16 protein-coding genes are annotated in these 19,865 nt (G+C 51.0%); 3 read left to right on the top strand and 13 right to left on the bottom strand.

All coding sequences use genetic code 11. The features are described 5' to 3' along the window. The first annotated feature begins 4 nt into the window (after positions 1-4). Together prfA and prmC are read left to right on the top strand one after the other, a co-directional pair. Positions 5-1,084, top strand: a complete 1,080-nt coding sequence (gene prfA, locus J1836_RS12480; RefSeq protein WP_207251390.1) for a peptide chain release factor 1 — start codon at positions 5-7, stop codon at positions 1,082-1,084. Next, the gene (prmC, locus tag J1836_RS12475) at positions 1,077-2,066 is read left to right on the top strand and encodes a peptide chain release factor N(5)-glutamine methyltransferase (RefSeq protein WP_242632814.1); all 990 of its coding nucleotides are present in this window, start codon (positions 1,077-1,079) and stop codon (positions 2,064-2,066) included. The genes prfA and prmC overlap by 8 nt, the downstream gene beginning before the upstream one ends. On the opposite strand, the gene J1836_RS12470 is transcribed toward prmC, so the two are convergent. The 6 genes from J1836_RS12470 to pilV are packed head-to-tail and all read right to left on the bottom strand — an operon-like array spanning position 2,063 to position 12,414. Beyond that, positions 2,063-5,962 carry a PilC/PilY family type IV pilus protein gene (locus J1836_RS12470; RefSeq protein ID WP_207251389.1) on the bottom strand — a complete coding sequence of 1,300 codons (3,900 nt, stop codon included), beginning with the start codon at positions 5,960-5,962 and terminating at the stop codon, positions 2,063-2,065. The genes prmC and J1836_RS12470 overlap by 4 nt on opposite strands. A gap of 54 nt (positions 5,963-6,016) precedes the next feature. Next, positions 6,017-9,991, bottom strand: a complete 3,975-nt coding sequence (locus J1836_RS12465) for a PilC/PilY family type IV pilus protein (protein WP_207251388.1) — start codon at positions 9,989-9,991, stop codon at positions 6,017-6,019. A gap of 22 nt (positions 9,992-10,013) precedes the next feature. Further along, positions 10,014-10,427, bottom strand: a complete 414-nt coding sequence (locus tag J1836_RS21805) for a type IV pilin protein (RefSeq protein ID WP_207251387.1) — start codon at positions 10,425-10,427, stop codon at positions 10,014-10,016. Positions 10,428-10,457: 30 nt separating this feature from the next. Then, a complete protein-coding gene (locus tag J1836_RS12455) occupies positions 10,458-10,985 on the bottom strand; it encodes a pilus assembly PilX family protein (protein WP_207251386.1) in 528 nt (175 codons plus the stop codon). Positions 10,986-10,995: 10 nt separating this feature from the next. Next, on the bottom strand, positions 10,996-11,862 hold the full coding sequence (locus J1836_RS12450; protein ID WP_207251385.1) for a PilW family protein: 867 nt from the start codon (positions 11,860-11,862) through the stop codon (positions 10,996-10,998). Between the two features lie 9 nt (positions 11,863-11,871). Then, positions 11,872-12,414, bottom strand: coding sequence for a type IV pilus modification protein PilV (pilV, locus tag J1836_RS12445; RefSeq protein WP_207251384.1), 543 nt, complete (start codon positions 12,412-12,414; stop codon positions 11,872-11,874). Between the two features lie 591 nt (positions 12,415-13,005). Between pilV and J1836_RS12440 the strand changes: the two genes are divergently transcribed. Beyond that, positions 13,006-13,890 carry a formylglycine-generating enzyme family protein gene (locus J1836_RS12440; protein WP_207251383.1) on the top strand — a complete coding sequence of 295 codons (885 nt, stop codon included), beginning with the start codon at positions 13,006-13,008 and terminating at the stop codon, positions 13,888-13,890. A gap of 10 nt (positions 13,891-13,900) precedes the next feature. Here J1836_RS12440 and J1836_RS12435 read toward each other — a convergent pair whose 3' ends face one another. The 7 genes from J1836_RS12435 to petA all read right to left on the bottom strand — a co-directional run bounded on the left by J1836_RS12435 (position 13,901) and on the right by petA (position 19,787). Next, entirely contained in the window at positions 13,901-15,238 is a 1,338-nt protein-coding gene (locus J1836_RS12435; RefSeq protein WP_207251382.1) for a dihydroorotase, read from the bottom strand. Positions 15,239-15,258: 20 nt separating this feature from the next. Continuing rightward, the gene (folA, locus tag J1836_RS12430; RefSeq protein WP_207251381.1) at positions 15,259-15,744 is read right to left on the bottom strand and encodes a type 3 dihydrofolate reductase; all 486 of its coding nucleotides are present in this window, start codon (positions 15,742-15,744) and stop codon (positions 15,259-15,261) included. Between the two features lie 5 nt (positions 15,745-15,749). Further along, positions 15,750-16,271, bottom strand: a complete 522-nt coding sequence (locus J1836_RS12425) for a ClpXP protease specificity-enhancing factor (RefSeq protein WP_207251380.1) — start codon at positions 16,269-16,271, stop codon at positions 15,750-15,752. Beyond that, positions 16,268-16,897: a glutathione S-transferase N-terminal domain-containing protein gene (locus J1836_RS12420; RefSeq protein ID WP_207251379.1), complete on the bottom strand. Its 630-nt coding sequence runs from the start codon at positions 16,895-16,897 to the stop codon at positions 16,268-16,270. Before J1836_RS12420 ends, J1836_RS12425 begins: the two co-directional genes overlap by 4 nt. An 84-nt stretch (positions 16,898-16,981) precedes the next feature. Continuing rightward, positions 16,982-17,746: a cytochrome c1 gene (locus tag J1836_RS12415; RefSeq protein WP_207251378.1), complete on the bottom strand. Its 765-nt coding sequence runs from the start codon at positions 17,744-17,746 to the stop codon at positions 16,982-16,984. Positions 17,747-17,757: 11 nt separating this feature from the next. Beyond that, positions 17,758-19,185, bottom strand: a complete 1,428-nt coding sequence (locus J1836_RS12410; protein ID WP_207251377.1) for a cytochrome b — start codon at positions 19,183-19,185, stop codon at positions 17,758-17,760. After that, on the bottom strand, positions 19,185-19,787 hold the full coding sequence (petA, locus tag J1836_RS12405) for a ubiquinol-cytochrome c reductase iron-sulfur subunit (RefSeq protein WP_207251376.1): 603 nt from the start codon (positions 19,785-19,787) through the stop codon (positions 19,185-19,187). The genes J1836_RS12410 and petA overlap by 1 nt, the downstream gene beginning before the upstream one ends. Positions 19,788-19,865 lie beyond the last annotated feature (78 nt).

The raw sequence follows: 19,865 nt of genomic DNA, 5'->3' as shown, positions 1-19,865 counted from the left end.
AACTGTGAAAGCATCTATCCTGCAAAAACTCGAAACTTTAAGCGAACGCTACGCCGAAATTGCTGCCCTCTTGGGCGAGCCGGACGTGATTGGCGACCAAACCCAATTCCGCAAACTCTCGATTGAATACAGCCAGTTAGAACCGGTGGCACACAACTTTCACGCCTACCGACAAACCGAAGACGACATCGAAACCGCACAAGAAATGCTCGCCGACCCCGAAATGCGGGACATGGCACAAGAAGAAATCGAAGCAGCCAAAGCGCGTCGCGCCGACCTCGAAATCGACCTGCAAAAACTGCTCTTGCCTAAAGACCCGCACGACAACAGCAATGTGTTCCTCGAAATCCGTGCGGGTACGGGTGGCGACGAAGCGGCGATTTTTGCAGGTGACTTGTTTCGCATGTATGCGCGGTACGCCGAAACGCGCCGCTGGCAAATCGAAGTGATCAGCCAAAACGAAGGCGAACACGGTGGTTACAAAGAAATCATTTCCCGCATCATTGGACAAGGTGCGTATTCACGGCTGAAGTTTGAATCGGGCGCACACCGCGTGCAGCGCGTCCCCGCCACCGAATCGCAAGGGCGCATTCACACCTCCGCCGCCACCGTCGCGGTCATGCCGGAGCTAGATGAAGTTGAAGCCGTGGACATTAATCCAGCGGATTTAAAGGTGGATACTTACCGCGCCTCCGGTGCAGGTGGGCAGCACATCAACAAAACCGAATCCGCGATTCGCATTACCCATTTACCGACCGGCATTGTGGTGGAATGTCAGGATGAACGGTCGCAGCACAAAAACCGCGCCCGTGCGATGGGCTTGTTGCAATCCCGCATTTACGAAGGTGAACGCCAGAAACAAGCCAGCGAACAAGCCGAAACCCGCAAAAATCTGGTCGGGTCGGGGGATCGTTCGGAACGGATTCGCACCTACAATTTCCCGCAAGGGCGCGTCACCGATCACCGCATTAACCTGACGTTGTACAAGCTGGATGAGATTTTGGTGGGCAGTGTTGATCAGGTGATTGAACCGCTGATCAACGAATATCAAGCGGATCAGTTGGCGGCGTTGGCGGGTGAGTAAGAAAGAAGAATCCCCCCCTTCCCCAGCCCGTTCCAGCCGCTTGAACGCGGCGCTTCGCCCCCCGCAAGAGGGGCAGGGAGCAAGAGTGGGAGACATTTTGCGGCAAGCGGCTTATCAACTAGAAAGCACATCGGACTCAGCGCGGGCGGATTCGGAAATTTTGCTGGCACATTGCCTGCAAAAATCTCGCACGTATTTGTATACATGGTCGGAAAAAGAAGTTGATAGCACTACCGAAGCAACTTTTCGGTGGTTGTTGGCAGAACGTTTGCGCGGTGTCCCCATTGCACACCTCACCGGACAACGCGAATTCTGGACGTTGACGCTGAAAGTCACTTCCGACACCCTCATTCCCCGCCCCGAAACCGAACTACTGGTCGAAACCGCTCTTTCTTTGCTCCCTTCACCCCTTGCGGGGGGCGAAGCGCCGCGTTCAAGCGGCTGGAACGGGCTGGGGAAGGGGGGTAATAAGTGCGTCAGCGCTTTAGATCTCGGCACTGGCACCGGCGCAATCGCCTTGAGCTTAGCCCACGAACGCCCCGACGCACAGTTTACCGCCTGCGACTTTTCCGCCGCCGCCCTCGCTGTCGCCACAGAAAATGCCCACAGCAACGCTATTCACAATGTCCAGTTCATCCACTCCAACTGGTTCAGTGCCCTGCCCCCGCAACGTTTCGATGTAATCGTTTCCAACCCGCCCTACATCGAAACCAACGACCCACACCTCACGCAAGGCGATGTGCGTTTTGAACCGCGCAGCGCTCTCACGTCAGGGCAAGACGGGCTGGACGACCTTCACCACATCATCACCACCGCGCCACATTGGCTAGTCACTGGCGGCTGGCTATTGCTGGAACACGGCTACAACCAAGGGCAAGTCGTCACTACGCTGTTACACAACGCGGGCTTTCAGCAAGTGTGTTGCCTACCCGATTTGGGCGGCAACGACCGCGTTAGCCTTGGGCAATGGCCAAGCGCTTAGTCCGACACATTGTGATCCCGCCAGAACATGCGCGGCATAATGTCGGTTAAGTCGGTTTTCGCCGCAATGTCTTGCACGCTGGTGCCTGTCGTGCCGTTAGCGCTATTGGAATCGTCCATCACGGGCATTTCCATTTTGCCGACACGGATTTCCACGGTTTGTTGGCAATCGCCTTTTTCGCAAGCGCCACCATCCGCTGCCATTGGGCTGCGGAACACGATTTTGGCAGCATCGAGAATCTCATTGACACCCGCCACCACGAAATCGTCTTTGCCGCCTGTACTGCTGTCAGAACTGGTCGTGGATTTACGGTCAAGGTCAGCCACCGCTCGGCCCGTGAACAAATCCAGCACGTAAGCCCGCGCACTGTTGGGCGACACTTTGCACAGGAAATCAGGGTCAGTCGTATCAAGCCCCGCACCCGTCACATCCACCGGCGCGAACGTCGTAAATATCACCTTGTTTAAGAAACTCACGGCTGGCGCAAGCACTTTCTCACCCGTGTGGTCAAAATCGTAATACCAACCTTTGTAATTAGTACTCAGCAAACTATCCACCGAACCACTAGAATCCCCCGCCGTATCAAAACTACCTGCCTCACCTAACGTTCCGCGTGCATTGATTAAGTCTGCATTGGTGATTTTGCTGAAAGGATTAGGGGGAGTCGGCGTATCGCTTGCCTTCGGCGGTTCGTTATACACGTTAGGATCCATCAATACGTAAAAGCGGTCATTGGTATTCGTGTTCAACGGGTGAGTGCGGTAGCCGCCGCCCAGCGCAATCGTCATCAATACTTTGCCATTGTGCTGGATCAACGCCACATCCGGCTCATAGAAGAATTTACGTGGGTCTGTGCCGTAGTCGCCATCCGTGCCGAGTTCTGCGATGTGGGTGAGAATCGCATCACCGTAGTTATACATATCGGCATCGGTATCGCGTAGGTCGTGATCCATATCCACGCGCCAGACATTGCCGCCGGTATCCGCGAAGTACAGCCGGTCGAGAGTACCATTGCGATCCATATCCATCACGCGAATATCGCCCGGAATGCTGTGTTTGATCGGATTTGCGGTGGCAGCGTTGTTATACAAATAACGTTGCAATGACCAATGCAATTGACCCGTTAACGCATCCACGATCATGACATCGCTGCCGACTTCATCAGAGGGACGTGCTGATACATTTTGCTCGTCTTTGAACGCGTCATAACCTGCGCCAAACACCACGACATCGTGGATTTTGCTAGAGGTTGAGCTACCGATGCGCATTTTTGCCAGCGTGGGTTTTGACCATGTTTCGCCAAGTTCATGCCAAGCGGCATCATCCACAACCGTGGTATTTTCTTTTTTCCAGAGAATTTTGGGCGCATCCGCCGAGGTAATATCCAACGCATAATACGCCTTGCCACCACGCCGCAAGCCAAAGAACAGTATCCGTTGCTCACCAGCACCTTCGATCTTACCGTCTTTATTGACATCATTTTCCCACAGCGTTAACGGGCCATCGACACCGTAAACGTGTTCTTCCGATGGCAGATTTGCCATGAATTTTTGGATGTTTGGCAGCAAACTTTTGGGCATGAATGCCCATTGCTCCGCGCCCGTATCGGTATCAATCGAATGCAAAAAACCTTCATTCGTTGCTGCAAAAATACGTTTTCCCGCCGTACCGTAATCCACCACGACTGGCTTGGTATTGAGCATGTCACCAATATGCTTACTGGGTGTAACCACCAAAGGATCGGGATTCGCATCCCCGCGTGCAAAGCTCAGTAATGCGTCACGCTCGACCTGTGTCAAACTCGTTGTGGACGTTGAACAAGTGGTTACGGCGGCGATATTGACACACTTAGTGCCATCCGTACTCCACACCACTTTCTTCTTACCCGTGCAATCCGTATAGCTACCGGCACAACTGATACCGTCATAGGGCGTTCCCAGTTTGGTAAGATCCAGATTGGCTGCCCAAGCTGACAAAGTTGGATATTTAGCCAACATGGCGGCTAAGTCTGCTGCATTACCATCAAACAATTTACTGGCATCTGTCGTGGTGCTCGTCCCACCTACCAGCATGGCATTCGTGAGCGTGGTGTTTTCTGTCTTCAGCGCATTGGTCGTCGCGGTGAGATCCATAGGAAAAGTAGGTGTGCTGACATCGGTATACAGCTTGCGATCAGCAGGTGCGGGCAACTGGCTAGCCGCACCACCCGCTGCCACATTATTACCGCTCGGCGCACCCCAAAAATCTTGGGCATCGTAAGTAAATGCCGCGCCGCTATCGTCTTTGGCATCTTTATCGACTAGCTCGCCTCGGCTATTGACCGCTGGATTACCGTTTTTATCGACGATTTTGCTGACAAACGTACCATCCGCTTGCTTTTCTTCAACGCGTTTGAATTTCTTCAAGTTACCTGACCACATCGGTTTATCACTGCGGTCAAACATGGGGATGTACACTTCATCACTGTGCGCCAACATGTTATTCGCATCCACCGTATAAGTCGGTGAGCTGAATGAAGACGATGCCGCACTGATGGAGTTTAAGATGGTTTTGAACGCCCCTGCCAATTCGGTTGCATTATTAGCGGGGAAATATTGCCCCTTGCCTTTCTGTGCCAGCAACTGCAAATACTCCTCCCCTTTGTCAGACGCATCGGCATTCAAGGCAAACCCAACGGTGAAAGTTTTCACGACTTGATCACCATTGGTGGTGTCGCCATCTTGGTCGTTAGTCGCCAACCATTCCGTGAGTTCGGGGCCACACACACCGCTGTTATAACCGATGTCCGCACCCGTGGCATCTTTCATCGCTGCACCGTCAGTACAATCGGCTAAGCCCATGTAATCTTCCAAACGCGGGTTAACCTTGATCTCGCTGCTTTTATCGGCGGCATATCCCGTAGTACTAGGATAGCGTTCAGAAGACGGCGGATAATAAGGCGTACCATCCACCTCACCCATACCGGGGTAATACGGGTATTCGGGTTTACCGTCTGACATCAGCACCAAATAGTTTGCCTGACAACTGTACTGAATAGGCGATTTATATTTAATCACCGTACTCGTATCGTAATCCGCACAGGATAAATATTCGCACGCCGTCAAAGTAACGGGGGGCGTACCATCTACCTGAAACCATGTCTCTTCCGAACAAGTATTCGGCACTATATCCCCTTTACACTCGCCCCACTCCTTAATGCACTTCGGGTTATTGGGAGAAACAGGCGGGATACTGTCAGGAGGTGATTTACTCCCATCAGCCAAATTATAAGATTTACAAGTGAGCGAATCACTATAAGTAAGCGGGTGTGCCGCCCAACCCAAACTCGGTAAATCCTTACCCCAGCCCACGCTATCGCCCCGATAATAACGCGCCGCCTCATACAAGGAATCCACAATAGGCGTATAACCGTCAGCCTGCCAACTGTTCACCAAAGAAGATAAAAACGAGCGCACCGGGGTCGTCAAGGCGGGTTGTGGAGCAGCTAATTGGTAGATATTTTCGTAGGCAGTCGTCATGCCTGCGCCACCATCGGCGACTGTATCACCAATCTTGCCATCAATTGGTGTGATCGGAAAATTCACCCCTTTAACAGAACTCCACTGATAATTCCGCCCCAAACCGTGATTCGCGTAGTGCATCAGCCCAATGTTTAAGTTTGTAGGCGCAGTATCCATCACGCTTTGGAAGGAACTTTTCAGCACATCCATGCGCGATTCTGTACCCGTAACGGTTTGGCTCATGCTCCCAGAGGCATCAATCAAGAATAAGACGTTGGGTGCTATTTCATCGCTTTTATCAGCGAAGTAAATTTCTGTTTCATCTGCCATTAACGGCAACGACGCAAAGACGGCTAACAACCAGAACCAACTACCGAGGTGATGCGTATTTTTCATGATTTTTTACATCGAATTAATAAATTTATTTATTTAATGGCATAACAACCCATACTAATAGGAAACATTCTGGTCGCGCCAGAACGTCCGAGGCAAAATATCGGACAAATCCACGCTCCCCGCCACACCACTACCCAAAGCATTCGTACTATCCATCACGGGTAACAGCATCTTGCCCACCCGAATATCCACGGTTTGCTTGCAATCGCCCGCTGTGCATTTATCCACGCCATTACTCGCCATCGGGTCAAGGAAAACAATCTGCGCACCGCTGAGAATTTCATTCACCCCAGCAACGACCGACTTATCCTTCACAGGGTCAATCACCCCATCTCGATCCAAATCCGCCACGGCTTGCCCATTAAACAAATCCAGCACGTAAGCGCGGGCACTGTTCGCGGGTGCTTCACATGGATTTTCGGTATCGCCATCCGCCGCAAACGTGGTAAACACCACTTTATTCAGGAACGAGACTGCCGGTGACAACACCTTCTCCGCCGTATTCGGCAAGTCGAAATACCAACCTTTTTCCGCAAGCGTCAGAATAGTCTTGCCTGCATTCGCCAACGCATCTGCTTCACTCAAATCCGTATCGGTTAGCGTCACAAACGACTCCGGCACAGGTGCATAGACAAATTCATCCCGCAACACATAAAAGCGATCTTTAATCCCTGCGTCTTGCGGGTGTGAACGGTAGCCGCTGCCAATCGCAAGCGTCAGCACCGTTTGCCCTTGATGCTGCATCAACGCCACATCCGGTTCGTAGAAAAACTTGCGTTTATCCGTCCCCATGCCGCCCAAATCAGCCAAAGCGGTCAAGGTAGCATCCGCGTAGTCATACAAACCCGCATCGCCATCGCGCACATCCGTATCCATATCAACACGCCACACGATGCCACCTGTGTCAGCAAAATACAGGCGGTCAAGCGCACCATTGCGATCCATATCCAGCACACGAATATCACTGGGGATGCTGTGCTTCAATAACGCACTCGCGCCACTCACATCATCCCGCAACGACCACAGCTTTGCGCCCGATAAAGCATCCACAATGAAGACATCACGCCCCATCGCATCCGCCAGCCGTGCCGTCGGGTCGATTTCTTCCAGTGCCACATCAAAGCCTGCCCCGAATACCAGTACATCGCGCAATACCACCGGATCAATTGCACTGGCTTGGGTACGCATTTTAGCCAATGCCGGTTTTGACCAGCTTTCACCCAATTCAGCAAAACCCGTAGTGGTATTTGTCACCGTCCACGCCAGTTTCGGTACAGCCACATCCGTAATATCCAAGGCGTAATAAGCATTGCCACCGCGCCGCAGCCCAAAGAACAAATAGGCTTTGTCACCGTTGCTCGCATCAATTTTGCCATCACCGTTTTTATCCAACGTCCACGGCACTAACGCGCCATCCACGCCGTAGAAATGGGTTTTCTCTTGGTTGTTGTCGTAGAAATGCCGGATATTTTTCAGTAAGGTTTGCGGCATGAATGCCCATTTTTCCGCACCGTCGGCGGTATCAAAGACGTGCAGGAAACCCTCATTGCTGCCCACCATCACGTAACTTTTACCGTCAATGTAATCCAGCACCACCGGCTTGCTGTTCATAATATCGCCGATATGGTGGCGCACGGTCGTGCCATCCTTGTCATAGCCGCGTGCAAACGCCAATAGGCTGGCGGGCAAAGCATCGTCCATCCCCGCATCACCCAGCACTGTTTTGGTAATCGCGGTATTGGCAATATCAAGATCCCCCAACACCCCACCCGCATCGGTATACAACTGACGACTGGCAGGATTCAATAACGCCGCCGCACCGCCTGCTTGCACGGTTTTACCATCAGCAGTAGCAGACGTTGACCATTCATCCCATGTTGCATCGGTGAATTGCCCCTTCTCATCCACGGCAGGTTTATTGTTTTTCGTGCTGTAGATTTGTCCTTTTTTAATATCCACCACACCATCGCTATCGGCATCAAGCGGCGTTTTAGCCACTTTGAATTTTTTCAGATTACCCGACCACAGCGGCAACATGCTGCGCTCAAACACCGGAATGTATACATTGTCACCGTGCGCTAACATGCTGTCTTTATCCACGCTGTACGCCGGAGAACTGAACGATGACGACACCGCATCAATTTTATCCAAAATGCTATTAAAGCTCTTGGTCAAGTCCTCCAAGTTACTCGCCGTGAATGCACCACTGTTCACTGCCGCCAAATTGCGTAAATAGGACACTGGATTCAGCACTTCCCACACATCCGCCCGCACCTCAGCCATTTCAATCCCCGCCCCCAGCACGCCGAATAGACGTTCATGCAGGTTCGGTTGCTGTGCCAGCGCCACGGGTTTGGCAACGGTATAATCTTGCGCTTGGTAAGCCACATTTGCCGAGGCAACAGGTTCGCCCTTGATTTTGCTTACCTTGCGAATCACTTGATCAAACGCCAGCTTCAGGCTATCAGTATCGTTTGCTGCCAGTGCCCCGCCCGTCATATTGGCAAGGCTGGCAAGGTATTCCGTACCCGCCGTATCTTCCACCCCAAACGCTACGGTGAACGTCCCAATCGACTGTTTGCCATCAATACTGGTTGCTTGATCGCTATTCGCCTGAAAGTGGGTTAATTCAGCGCCGCACGTTCCGCTTTTATAGCCATTCGGCGCATCGTTGTCACAATTCGTGTCCTTACCGGTCAGGGTTTGCACTTCATTTTTGCGTAACGGGTATTGGTTAATACTGCCGCCACTGCTGGCACTGCCTGCGTATTCGGGGCGACCATCCGACATGAGCACCACGTAGTTGGCTTGGCATTCGTGTTCAATTGGTGAAATATAACGCTTTTCACCGCCACACACGGTTTGCTGCTGCTGACAGATTTCCTCCTCAATCACCTCTTCTTCTACGCAAACGTTTTGGGTAGTGGTGGTCGGAGTGGAACAAGTGAACCCACCCGTGCATTGCTGCACATCCTTAGTACAGGCGACATTCGTGCATTGCTGCACATCTTTCATGCAAGCAACCTCGGTGCATTGTTGCACATCCTTCATGCAAGCGGTTTCCGTGCAACTATTAATCGGCTGACCGGATTCATCGTAACCACTGATGGTACAGGTCTGGCACATACCGGGTTGTTTAACTGTTTTACAGTCTTGGCACATGCCGGGTTCTTTGATGGTTTTGCAATCCTGACAGGTACTCGCCTCCTGCACGGTTTCCCAACCACAACATTGATTCGCCACGGAAGTCGTCAATGTCTCAGTTTTGTATGTTTTACAGACCGTGTGCGTTTGGGACTTGCAATCGGTGGTAGGCAAAGCAGTATTGCATTCCTTGGCGGTGTTATTACACGACCACTGGTTAGTCTGGCAATTTAAGGTCGTATCGTTAACATAAGTCGAAGGATGCGCTGCGCGTACTTGATCCGGCGCTAAATTCCCAAAATCCACCGATTCGCCACGGTAGTAACGACTAGCCTCGTATAAGGCATCCACGATAGGCGTATTTCCGCCCGCACTCCAACTATTGGCAACGTCTTGTAAGAATGCCCGTACTGGCTGGGTAGCACCCGTAGGATTGGGTAAATTGTCTTGCCCCATTGGGATACTGGCTTCGATGATGGCTTTAACACTGCCGTTACCATCCTTATCTAAATCAATGGGTTTAACGGGAAAGCTCACCCCGTTAGCTTGATTTTCGCCGTGTCCGCCGTAGCGCATCAACCCGATATTCAGGTTGCTAGGGGCAGAGGTTAATACTGCGCTGACCGCCTCCTGCATCACCTGCATCCGTGTTTTGCCGCCACTATCGGGGACGGTATTTTTATTAACGCACGTTGTGTCCGGCTTATCGTATAGCCCGTTACTATCGGCTTTGCATTCCATGCTCAGTGAGGTATCCAACACAAATAAAATGTTGGGGTTCACACTCACGCCTTGCGAGTAGTAGATTTCCGCATCATCCGCCATGAGTACAGCGGAAAATAGCAGCGGGATGGCAGGTAATAAGCGACCAAACAAACGTTTCATGGTGTACCTTCTTATTCTTGAATTACCAACAAACCGTGGAAGCCGCATCATCGCTATCTTTGGCTGCCTTAACGCCACGGTTATTCAGGGTTAACACTTGGCAAGGGGCATCGTGTGCCTGTGGTTTTCCACTGGCAGCCGTCGCCGTTGCGGTGAACGTTGTTGCATCAGCCGTAACCGATAAGGTGTAATTGCCGTCACTGGTAGTCGTGCTGTAGCCCAACGCAGTCGTGTCGCCATAACTACGGTTGCGCAGGAAATAGCTTTCTTCGCGTTGGGCGATTTCCATTAGCGCGACTTGCGCGACGGCACGGCGGCTTTTTTGCACATGCTGCGTGTAACTGGGGTACGCAATCGCCGCCAGAATGCCGATAATGGCGACGCTGATCATCAGCTCAATCAAGGTGAAACCGCGTTGGTGGTGATTTGTTTTCATTGTTATTAACCTATTATGCTATTGCTGAATTTAATGAATTTTTGGCACAGGCTTCAAGACACCTTCGGAATGCTGGCTGCGTGCTCCCGTGCCTGATAATGATGCCTCCGCTTCCGTCGTAAAGACGCGGCAGGCAATACCGCCCGCATCCGGTGTCATTTCCGTGGTCATCGCAATGCCTTTCAAGGGCGGGCAACCGGATTCTTCGCCCATTAACGACACACCGGTTACTGCCACGCCGTTGGTATTATCGGTGTAACCATCATTCCAAGTGCCATCAACCGCCGCGCTCATGTCATTCATTTTGCGTACCCGATGCACGCCGTTTTCCGCAGTTCCCTTTTCAACTGTCATCATGACTTCATACAAACTCATGGACTTGTTCAGCATCGAATCCGCCCCCTGAAAGGTGAGCATGTACATCATCTGATTGCCAGCAATACGGTTATCAATACTCGACATCCGCGTTGCCGCAATACCAATCACGGTCAAGGTTAGCAAGATAACTAACCCCCACACCAATACCGCACCGCGTTCTTGAGATCTTATTGTTTTCACTGTGTTACCTCTAACCATCAACCACGTTGCGTAACTGAATAACTGCCGTGTACACCGCCCGCTGGTAACGATCATTGCGCGTCAACGTTACGCCTAACACGTTATACGTGCGCGACTCAGCCGAGGGCGATACTGGCTCTAACGACCGTACCAACAGACCGGCTTTGATACTGATCACCCGTTGCCAATGTCCAGCGGCTGTTACCTCGGTCGCCGTCATGTATTGATCAACGGCGGCATCGGTATTCGCATCCACCCCGTACAAAAACTGGATATTTTCAATTCCCGGTGCAATCTGTACCACAGCCGGATTACGTGAACCCGAACACATTAAGCTTGGTTGTCCACTGCTCTCATCCACAAAAAACGTGTTGTAAATGAGAGCAGCTTCCATACTAGGTGCATTGCCCACCTGACAACTGGCAGGTAAGCCGCTATTTGAACAATCCGTAAACAATAAGGGATCGCCTAGAAAACGGATACTAATGGTATCCCCCGTCACCGTCGTGCCATCCGGCTTGTAATCATCTTGCGCCGCACGCCCCGCAAACGTGACTAAATTTAAACCGTTATGCACACCTGTATCCAGACCGCCACAAGACTTTTTCTGTGGAGCAGTATCTCCTAGTGCATACATATAATCCCCTAACGGCAACTTGGCAGGTGTTGCGTAACCCGCGTGCTCCAAATGCTTCGTGAGTGCATTCAACGCGACACGCGCACTTTCATCCATCAACGATAATTGGTCGCGTGCTTGATAATTGCGTTTACTACTGATGTAAACCGTACTAACCCCACCCACTAAGACCAAACTGATCACCAGTGCGATCATTAATTCAATCAGGGATAGACCCTTCTGGCGTTGCGCATATTGCATGGTAGTGCCTTACAGAATTGCGTTGAGATTAATAGTGAAGGTTTCAACACCATCGGTATTGCCATCGAAGTCGGTCTGCTGCGTCGCGTTACGCTCATCCCATTGCAGATTTAAGGTAACACCCTGCTTGCAATCCGGTGGTGGAGCGGCAAGCGGATCGACATCAAAACAGTTCACCGCCAGCACCCCATTAATTAACGTCGTGCTGATGCTGACATCTGTACCGCAACGCAACCGGAATAGGTCATATTTCGCCATATCCTCACTTGAACACGTCCCCGTGGCGCACGCAGGAGGCGGCGTATCACAGGGCGTTGCCACGTTGTATTGCTCAGCCAACGCAGCAGGGCGATTAGCTCGCATATTTTCCAATAAAGCGTGTACCAGCCAAGTGGCTTGCTGCATCTGGTAAGAATTGTGCGTGGTTTTCATGCCAGCAATCTGTAAACCAGCCAAACCAAGCAACCCTGTCGACAATACGACGGTAGCGACTAATACTTCTATCAGGCTTAAACCAGCCTGTTGACGGAGGGATGATGAACGTATCGGCATAGTGCCACCTATTAATATTATGATTGGGGCTTATAGTTATGGCTATTATACTGAAAAGTGCATCTTATGGTGAGATAATACAAATCATACCGATAAGCTGTTATGTTTTGGGTATGAGTGGCTCGGCAAGATGTGCTGCTGAGATACAAAAAAAACCCCAGCGTGTAGCTGGGGCTAGAACTCTCAACTCATGACTATGACGCATATGCGTTATCCTGCTAGTCGCAGTATCGCGCGGTAAGGTTCATGAGTTTGTTGATAATTTTTCAATGCAGTCGCATGGAGAAAGCCGGATCTAAACTTGACCGTAAACCGCCCTCACGCAGCATACGTTCTAATTGTTTACCTAGATCACCCAAATCTTGACGGTAGATAATTAACCCATCAAGCAACTGTTGCGCTGAACTACGTTGCCTATCGTTGCCCCGAACTATAAGTCGTCTACTCATTTACACACCCCATTACTAACTACTAGTACTAACCCTCGGTACTAAATATAGCGTAAAAATAGACTTTCTGTGTTGTCTTTCGACTAGGTTTAAGGATAATGCCAAACTTTAGTATATTAACTGTTCCTGATTGAGGATAACCATGCTGGAAACACCGTCACCGGAAGCACGCCTGTTGTTCGTCGATGAACTAGACCATCAACAAATCAGTCAATTACAGCACAATACAGCACAGCATTACGGGCTTGCTCCGCATTTTCATGATACCTTGAAAGCCGGTACGAACGGCCCACAACTCGCGGTGATTCCCGCCGGACGCTTTGAGATGGGATCAGAACGCACCGAAATTGGGCATCAACCCGATGAAGCCCCACGCCATCTCACCATGATCACCCAGCCATTCGCGCTGGGCGTTTACCCGATCATGGGCGAAGAATTTCGGCAGTTTCGCAAAGATACGGAATGGTTTTTACGCCCCGAACTCATTTGGCACGAAGGGCGTTACCCCGCCATCAATATCCGCATCGACGACGTTAAGCTGTATTTGGCATGGTTAAGTTTGCAAACAGGGCAAACCTATCGCCTACCGACTGAAGCCGAATGGGAATACGCCGCCCGCGCTGGCACAACTACGCCCTTCCACCACGGTGAGGATGTGAGTTGCAAGGACGTGCATTTCAACCCGTTGTTTCCGTACAAGGAAAAGCTGGATAAACGTCGCTGGTACATGCCACGCTGCTTCCCCAGCCCAAAAGCCAGCGAAGTCGGCTTGCACGCCGCCAACGCGTGGGGGTTACATGATATGCACGGCAATGTGTGGGAATTTACGCAAGATCATTGGACAACTTCGCACCTTTACGCCAATCGCGATGGTCGCCCGTCTGCTTCTGCAAACACACATTGGTATGTCACCAAAGGTGGGTCATGGTTTGACCCCGCAGCACGCGCAAGGAGTGCTGCTCGCAAAAAACGTTATCTGGATGAAATGGATACGAACCTTGGCTTCCGCGTGGTACGCGAGCTATAAGCCGCGCACCTTAACGGTCGAATTCCAGCGCCATGCCCAACGGTGCAACGTCTAACAGCTTGCCGTCCTTCCACACCAGTTGCCCATTCACCACGGTGGCGGCAATGCTGGAGCGGAATTCATAACCATCAAACGGTGTCCAGCCGCATTTCGACAGGCTGTTCGCGTGGGTCGCGATGTGCGGCTTATCCAAGTCTACCAAGGTCAAATCCGCCCAATAACCTTCACGGATATAGCCTCGGTCTTTGATATTGAACATTTGTGCAACAGCGTGACTGGTCTTTTCGACAATAAATTCCAGCGTGAAAATACCATCTTGGTAATGCTCTAACACCGTTTGCATGGCGTGTTGCACTAAGGGCAAGCCGGAGGGCGCTTTGAAATAGCTGGGGTTTTGCTTTTCTTCCCACGTATGCGGCGCATGATCCGTACCGATCACGTCCAAGCGCCCGTCCAGCAAGGCTTGGATAATTCCAGCGCGATCTTCGGCGGTTTTAATCGCGGGGTTGCACTTAATCAACGCCCCTTTGCTCGCATAATCTTCATCGGCAAAATGCAAGAAATGCACGCAGGCTTCCGCCGTAATACGCTTATCTTTCAGATCAAGATCGGAGAACATTTCTGCTTCTTTCGCGGTCGAAATGTGCAAGATGTGCAAACGTGTACCGCAACGCTTGGCCAATTCCATCGCCATTGATGACGATTTGTAGCAAGCGGCTTCGCTACGAATCACCGGATGCAGGTGGAACGGAATATTGTCACCGTAGATACTACGGTAACTTTCCTCGTTTTCGATAATGGTAGGCGTATCTTCGCAATGTGCCGCCAGTAGGGTCGGGGCATGGAGGAAAATTTGCTCCAGTACTTCAGGGTCATCCACCAACATATTGCCGGTGGATGCGCCCATGAACACTTTTACGCCGCACGCATCTTTTGGGTTGAGCGCTTTAATCGCTTCCAAATTATCATTGGATGCACCTAAATAAAACGCAAAATTACCCATCGAACGCCCTGCCGCCAAGACTTTCTTATCATTGAGCAAGGCAGAATTTAACGCATTCGGAATGGTATTCGGCATATCCATAAAGCTGGTGATACCACCCGCTACAGCGGCGCGGCTTTCTGTGACCATATCGGCTTTATGGGTCATGCCCGGTTCGCGGAAATGCACTTGATCATCAATCATACCGGGCAACAGATGTCGCCCAGCGGCATCCAGCACTTCGACACCCGGTGCGGATAAATCGCGACCAATGGTTTCAATACGCCCGTTACGGATCAGCACATCGGCTGCCGTTATCTGACCTTCATTGACCAGATTTGCGTTAACAATCAGCAGTGAACTCATGGGGAGGAATCTCCTCGGAATTAAGATTCGCGTTCAAGAACCAGAAAGGAATAGGGGTAGGGGTTTTTGGCGTCAGCCGGATGATTAATCCGTTCTAACTCACGCCATTGATGTTGATTATAGTCGGGAAAAAATGTATCACCGGAAAAATCAGCATCAATCAGGGTTAAATACAGACGGTCGGCACGCGCTAAGCAATGTTGGTAGATTTGCGCTCCACCCACAATCATGATTTCGGGTGCATCGTGCACCGCTGCGAGTGCCGCCTCAGGTGACGCCATGCGTTCTGCACCGAGCGGTTGGAATATCGTGTCGCGAGAAATCACTAAATTACGTCGCCCCGGCAAGGCGCGTCCAATGGAGTCCCACGTTTTGCGACCCATAATAATGGGTTTACCTAAGGTATTGTGTTTGAACCAAGCAAGATCAGCGGGCAAGTGCCAAGGCATGTGACCTTCGCACCCGATCACCCGCTGGTGTGCCATTGCTGCAATCAAAGACAACATAGGTCTTACTTCACCACCCGCAAGAATGAGGGGCGTGTGGTGGGTTTTGTTGGCGGCGGTGGTTCATCATCATCCGCGTCGCCTGCCTCAGGGGTATCACTGTCACTCACCGCTGCACCCGACACGCTCGCCAACGAAGGGCGTGGGGTCGCCGCTTCCGGTGTGACTAGCGCTAGGCTTTCGGCGTATTCCTCCAGCGGGAAATTCAAGCCGTCTTGGGTTTCACGCGCATAAATCGCCATGATTGACCACATGGGCAACCAGATTGACATGGCTTTACCGCCGAAACGGGCATTGAACGTGACCTGATCGTTATCCATCAGCAAATTATTGGCAGCGGTCATGCTCACATTCAGCACGATGCTGCCATCTTTGACGAATTGACGCGGCACTTTCACCTTAGGCGAACGCGCATCGACCATAATGTGTGGCGTCATGCCGTTATCCACGATCCATTCATAAAACGCCCGTAACAAATAAGGGCGTTTCGGCGTGGCAATAAATTCAGGAGGATTAGGCTGACTCATGGGCGGATCGACTTTTCAACCTTGCTCAACGATTGCTGGAAAGCATCGCGAGAGAAGACGCGTTCCATATATTTCAGGATAGGCTTACCCTGCTTTTCGGGCACATCAATACCGTATTTCGGCAAACGCCACAAAATCGGGGCAATGGTGCAATCCACTAAAGAGAACTCATCACTTAGGAAGTAAGGCTTCACTGAGAAGACTTCTGCCGCTGATAATACGCTTTCACGCAGGATTTTACGGGCTTGTGATGCACTAGCATCATCGCCGTGTTCAATGTCACTGACTAGTGAGAACCAGTCTTTTTCGATACGGAACAGTGCTAAACGTGAGTGGGCACGCGTCACGGGGTCAACCGGCATCAACGGTGGATGTGGGAAACGCTCATCCAAATATTCCATGATAATACGGGCATCATACAGCACCAAATCACGATCAAGTAAGGTGGGCGTGGTGTTGTATGGGTTCAACTCCGCGAGATCTTCGGGCTTGTTATCGGGGTTGATGTTGAGAATATCGACGGTAATATCTTTTTCCGCCAGAACAATACGCACCCGATGACTGTCTGCGCAGTCGGGGGCGGAAAATAATGTCATCACAGATCTTCGGCTGGAAAGCGAAGCCATATAAGCGGAACTCCCTGGACTGAAAACAAAAAAGCCACTCTATAGTACACTAGAGTGGCTTCAAGGTGTTATACCGATGAAGGATTAATGCACGTCCTTCCAGTATTCCTTCTTCAAGAAGTACGCGACAACCGCGAACAAACTGAGGAATAACAATACCGCGATACCATAACCTTTACGGGTATTTTGCGCGGGTTCACCCACATACGCGAGGAAGTTGGTGATGTCACGCGCCATCTGATCGTATTCCATCGGGGTCATTGAACCCTGCTTGACTACTTTCATTTCGCAATGCTCGACAGCGTGAGCGCCTTCGCCTTCCTTAGTGCAATGCTTTTCCTGCAAACCTTGCAGTTCCCACAGTACATGCGGCATACCAACATTCGGAAACACGGTATTGTTCACACCCATTGGACGCGTTGGATCAAGATAAAACGCTTTCAAATAGCTGTAAATCCAATCCGGGCTACGTACACGCGCTTCCAAGGTCAAATCTGGCGGCGGCGCACCAAACCATTCCGCAGAATGCTTCGGCGACATCGCGTTCTTCATCAACGCACCGGGGTTTTCCGGCTCGCCATCCGCATTACGCGTGAAGATCAGATTTTTAACGACTTGCTCGTTCGTCAAATCCAAATCCGTGGCGATACGGTTGTAACGGCTGTATGCCAACGAGTGGCAACCCATGCAGTAATTCGCGTAATACTTTACGCCACGTTGCAGGCTAGCCTTGTTGCTAATATCCACGTTTGCATGTTCTAACGCCACCGTGTCTGTATTAGCTATCGCGGTGGTTGTCAGCAACGTTGCTGACAGTGCGAACATTACACTTACGATCAATTTTTTCATGTTGTCACACCTCAACCTGTCACGCGATCAGGAACTGGCTTTTCAGCATTGCAGCTTGCTTTGAAAGCAGGCAACAACAGCGTCAATGCCAAGTAAGCTACCGGCCAGATAAACTGAATCAACATCTGACTTGTTGCTTCGGCATCGCCTGGAATATAACGGAACATCATGTCATACGCGACAACGCCTGCCAGCAGGATACCGAACCACATGACATACTTAGCTTTCGCCGGTGTGCTATGAATCCACAACACCACAAAGAAGATGAAGTAAATTTGCGTCATACGCGTGCCCAGCTCTTTGAATGCAGGCGTAACCGCTTCAACACCCATCCAGCCCAACACAAAAAACACCGCAGCAAACAGCAGCAAGTTGATTTTGTGAGCGGTATTACGGTAGCGCCAAGATTTCATCGGATTACGGTCAATCCACGGCAACACGAACAGCACGGCAATCGCCCCAAACATCGCCAACGTTCCTAAGAACGGGTCAGGAATCGCACGCAGTACGGTGTAGAACGGGGTGAAGTACCAAACTGGCGCAATGTGCAGCGGGGTTTTCATCGCATTCGCAGGCTCGAAGTTAGGCTGCTCAAGAAAGTAACCGCCACCTTCTGGCATAAAGAACAGAATCGCAAAGAAACCGATCAAGAACACCACAACACCCAAAATGTCTTTTACCGAGTAGTAAGGGTGGAAAGGAATACCATCACTAGGCGCAGTATCGCTCCAACGGTTGCCTTTAGGGCCTTGCTTGATTTCAACACCATCAGGGTTATTGGAACCAACCGCGTGCAGTGCCACGATGTGAACAAACACCAGTGCAGGCAGAACCAAAGAAGGCAGGAAGAAGTGCAGTGCAAAGAAACGGTTCAGGGTTGCATCACCCAATACGAAGTCACCCCGAATCCACGTAGACAAGCCTTCGCCAATCACGGGAATGGTGTTAAACAAGTTGATAATAACCTGTGCACCCCAATAAGACATCTGACCCCAAGGCAGCAAATAGCCCATGAAAGCCGTTGCCATCAGTGCCAGATAAATTGCCATACCGATCAACCAGATCAGTTCGCGCTTACCTTTGTAAGATCCGTAGATCAAGGCGCGGAACATGTGCAAGTAAACCACGATAAAGAACGCGGACGCGCCCGTGGAGTGCATGTAGCGAATAAACCAACCACCCGGCACGTCACGCATGATGTATTCAACCGAAGCAAACGCCAGAGCGGTATCCGGTTTGTAGTGGAAGGCTAAGAACAAGCCAGACACAATCTGGATAACCAGCACCAGCATCGCCAGTGAACCGAAGAAATACCAGAAGTTAAAGTTTTTAGGCGCATAGTAACCAGCCAAATGCGCTTGCCAGGTTTCCATCATCGGGAAGCGGTCTTCGACCCACCCTAAGAAACCCGTGTAATTATGTGCGGGACGCTCTGCCATTATGCTTTACCTCCATCTTCACCGATCAACACCGTGTTATCGTCTTTGAAATAGTACGGCGGCACTTGCAAGTTAGCTCCAGCTGGAACGTTTTTGAACACACGTCCAGCCAAATCGAACCTAGAACCGTGGCATGGGCAATACCAACCGCCCTTCCAATCAGCACCCAGATCAGCCGGGGATAATTCTGGACGGTATGTCGGTGAGCAACCGAGATGCGTGCAGATGCCGACCAGAACCAAATACTTCTCTTTACCTTCGCGGGTACGCGCAGGGTTTTTAGCATATTCAGGCTGTTGCTTGATGTCATCCGAATTTGGATCTTTCAAGTTACCATCATTGCTTGGCAAACCCGCCAGCATCTCTTCAGTACGGTTAACAATCCATACCGGCTTACCCCGCCAGATAACACGAATCTGCTGACCCGGTTCTACTTTACCCACTGGCACTTCCACGGGTGCGCCTGCGGCTAACGCCCGCGCACTTGGAGACCATGAGGAAAGGAACGGCGTTGCGATCGCTGCCACACCTGCTGCACCCACGACTGACGTAGCTGCAATCAAGACGCGGCGACGGTTTTTGTCTACTCCAGTATCTACCATCGCTTGCACTCTCCCAATCATTCAAAACATAACTGATACATCCCTGCAAACGATAGAAAACATAAAGGTTGCAAAAAT

Origin of the sequence: Thiothrix fructosivorans (genome assembly GCF_017349355.1) — a bacterium.
In the GTDB taxonomy this organism is placed as follows: domain Bacteria; phylum Pseudomonadota; class Gammaproteobacteria; order Thiotrichales; family Thiotrichaceae; genus Thiothrix; species Thiothrix fructosivorans.
This window is presented reverse-complemented; position numbering and strand designations above follow the sequence as displayed.

Bases quoted from the DNA above. Each gene is read 5' to 3' on its own strand.
- J1836_RS12440 (WP_207251383.1), top strand. From the start codon at position 13,006: ATGCTGGAAACACCGTCACCGGAAGCACGCCTGTTGTTCGTCGATGAA.
- J1836_RS12450 (WP_207251385.1), bottom strand. From the start codon at position 11,862: ATGCAATATGCGCAACGCCAGAAGGGTCTATCCCTGATTGAATTAATG.
- J1836_RS12420 (WP_207251379.1), bottom strand. From the start codon at position 16,897: ATGGCTTCGCTTTCCAGCCGAAGATCTGTGATGACATTATTTTCCGCC.
- J1836_RS12435 (WP_207251382.1), bottom strand. From the start codon at position 15,238: ATGAGTTCACTGCTGATTGTTAACGCAAATCTGGTCAATGAAGGTCAG.
- J1836_RS12425 (WP_207251380.1), bottom strand. From the start codon at position 16,271: ATGAGTCAGCCTAATCCTCCTGAATTTATTGCCACGCCGAAACGCCCT.
- J1836_RS12415 (WP_207251378.1), bottom strand. From the start codon at position 17,746: ATGAAAAAATTGATCGTAAGTGTAATGTTCGCACTGTCAGCAACGTTG.
- J1836_RS21805 (WP_207251387.1), bottom strand. From the start codon at position 10,427: ATGAAAACAAATCACCACCAACGCGGTTTCACCTTGATTGAGCTGATG.
- J1836_RS12410 (WP_207251377.1), bottom strand. From the start codon at position 19,185: ATGGCAGAGCGTCCCGCACATAATTACACGGGTTTCTTAGGGTGGGTC.
- pilV (WP_207251384.1), bottom strand. From the start codon at position 12,414: ATGCCGATACGTTCATCATCCCTCCGTCAACAGGCTGGTTTAAGCCTG.
- petA (WP_207251376.1), bottom strand. From the start codon at position 19,787: ATGGTAGATACTGGAGTAGACAAAAACCGTCGCCGCGTCTTGATTGCA.
- J1836_RS12465 (WP_207251388.1), bottom strand. From the start codon at position 9,991: ATGAAACGTTTGTTTGGTCGCTTATTACCTGCCATCCCGCTGCTATTT.
- J1836_RS12470 (WP_207251389.1), bottom strand. From the start codon at position 5,962: ATGAAAAATACGCATCACCTCGGTAGTTGGTTCTGGTTGTTAGCCGTC.
- folA (WP_207251381.1), bottom strand. From the start codon at position 15,744: ATGTTGTCTTTGATTGCAGCAATGGCACACCAGCGGGTGATCGGGTGC.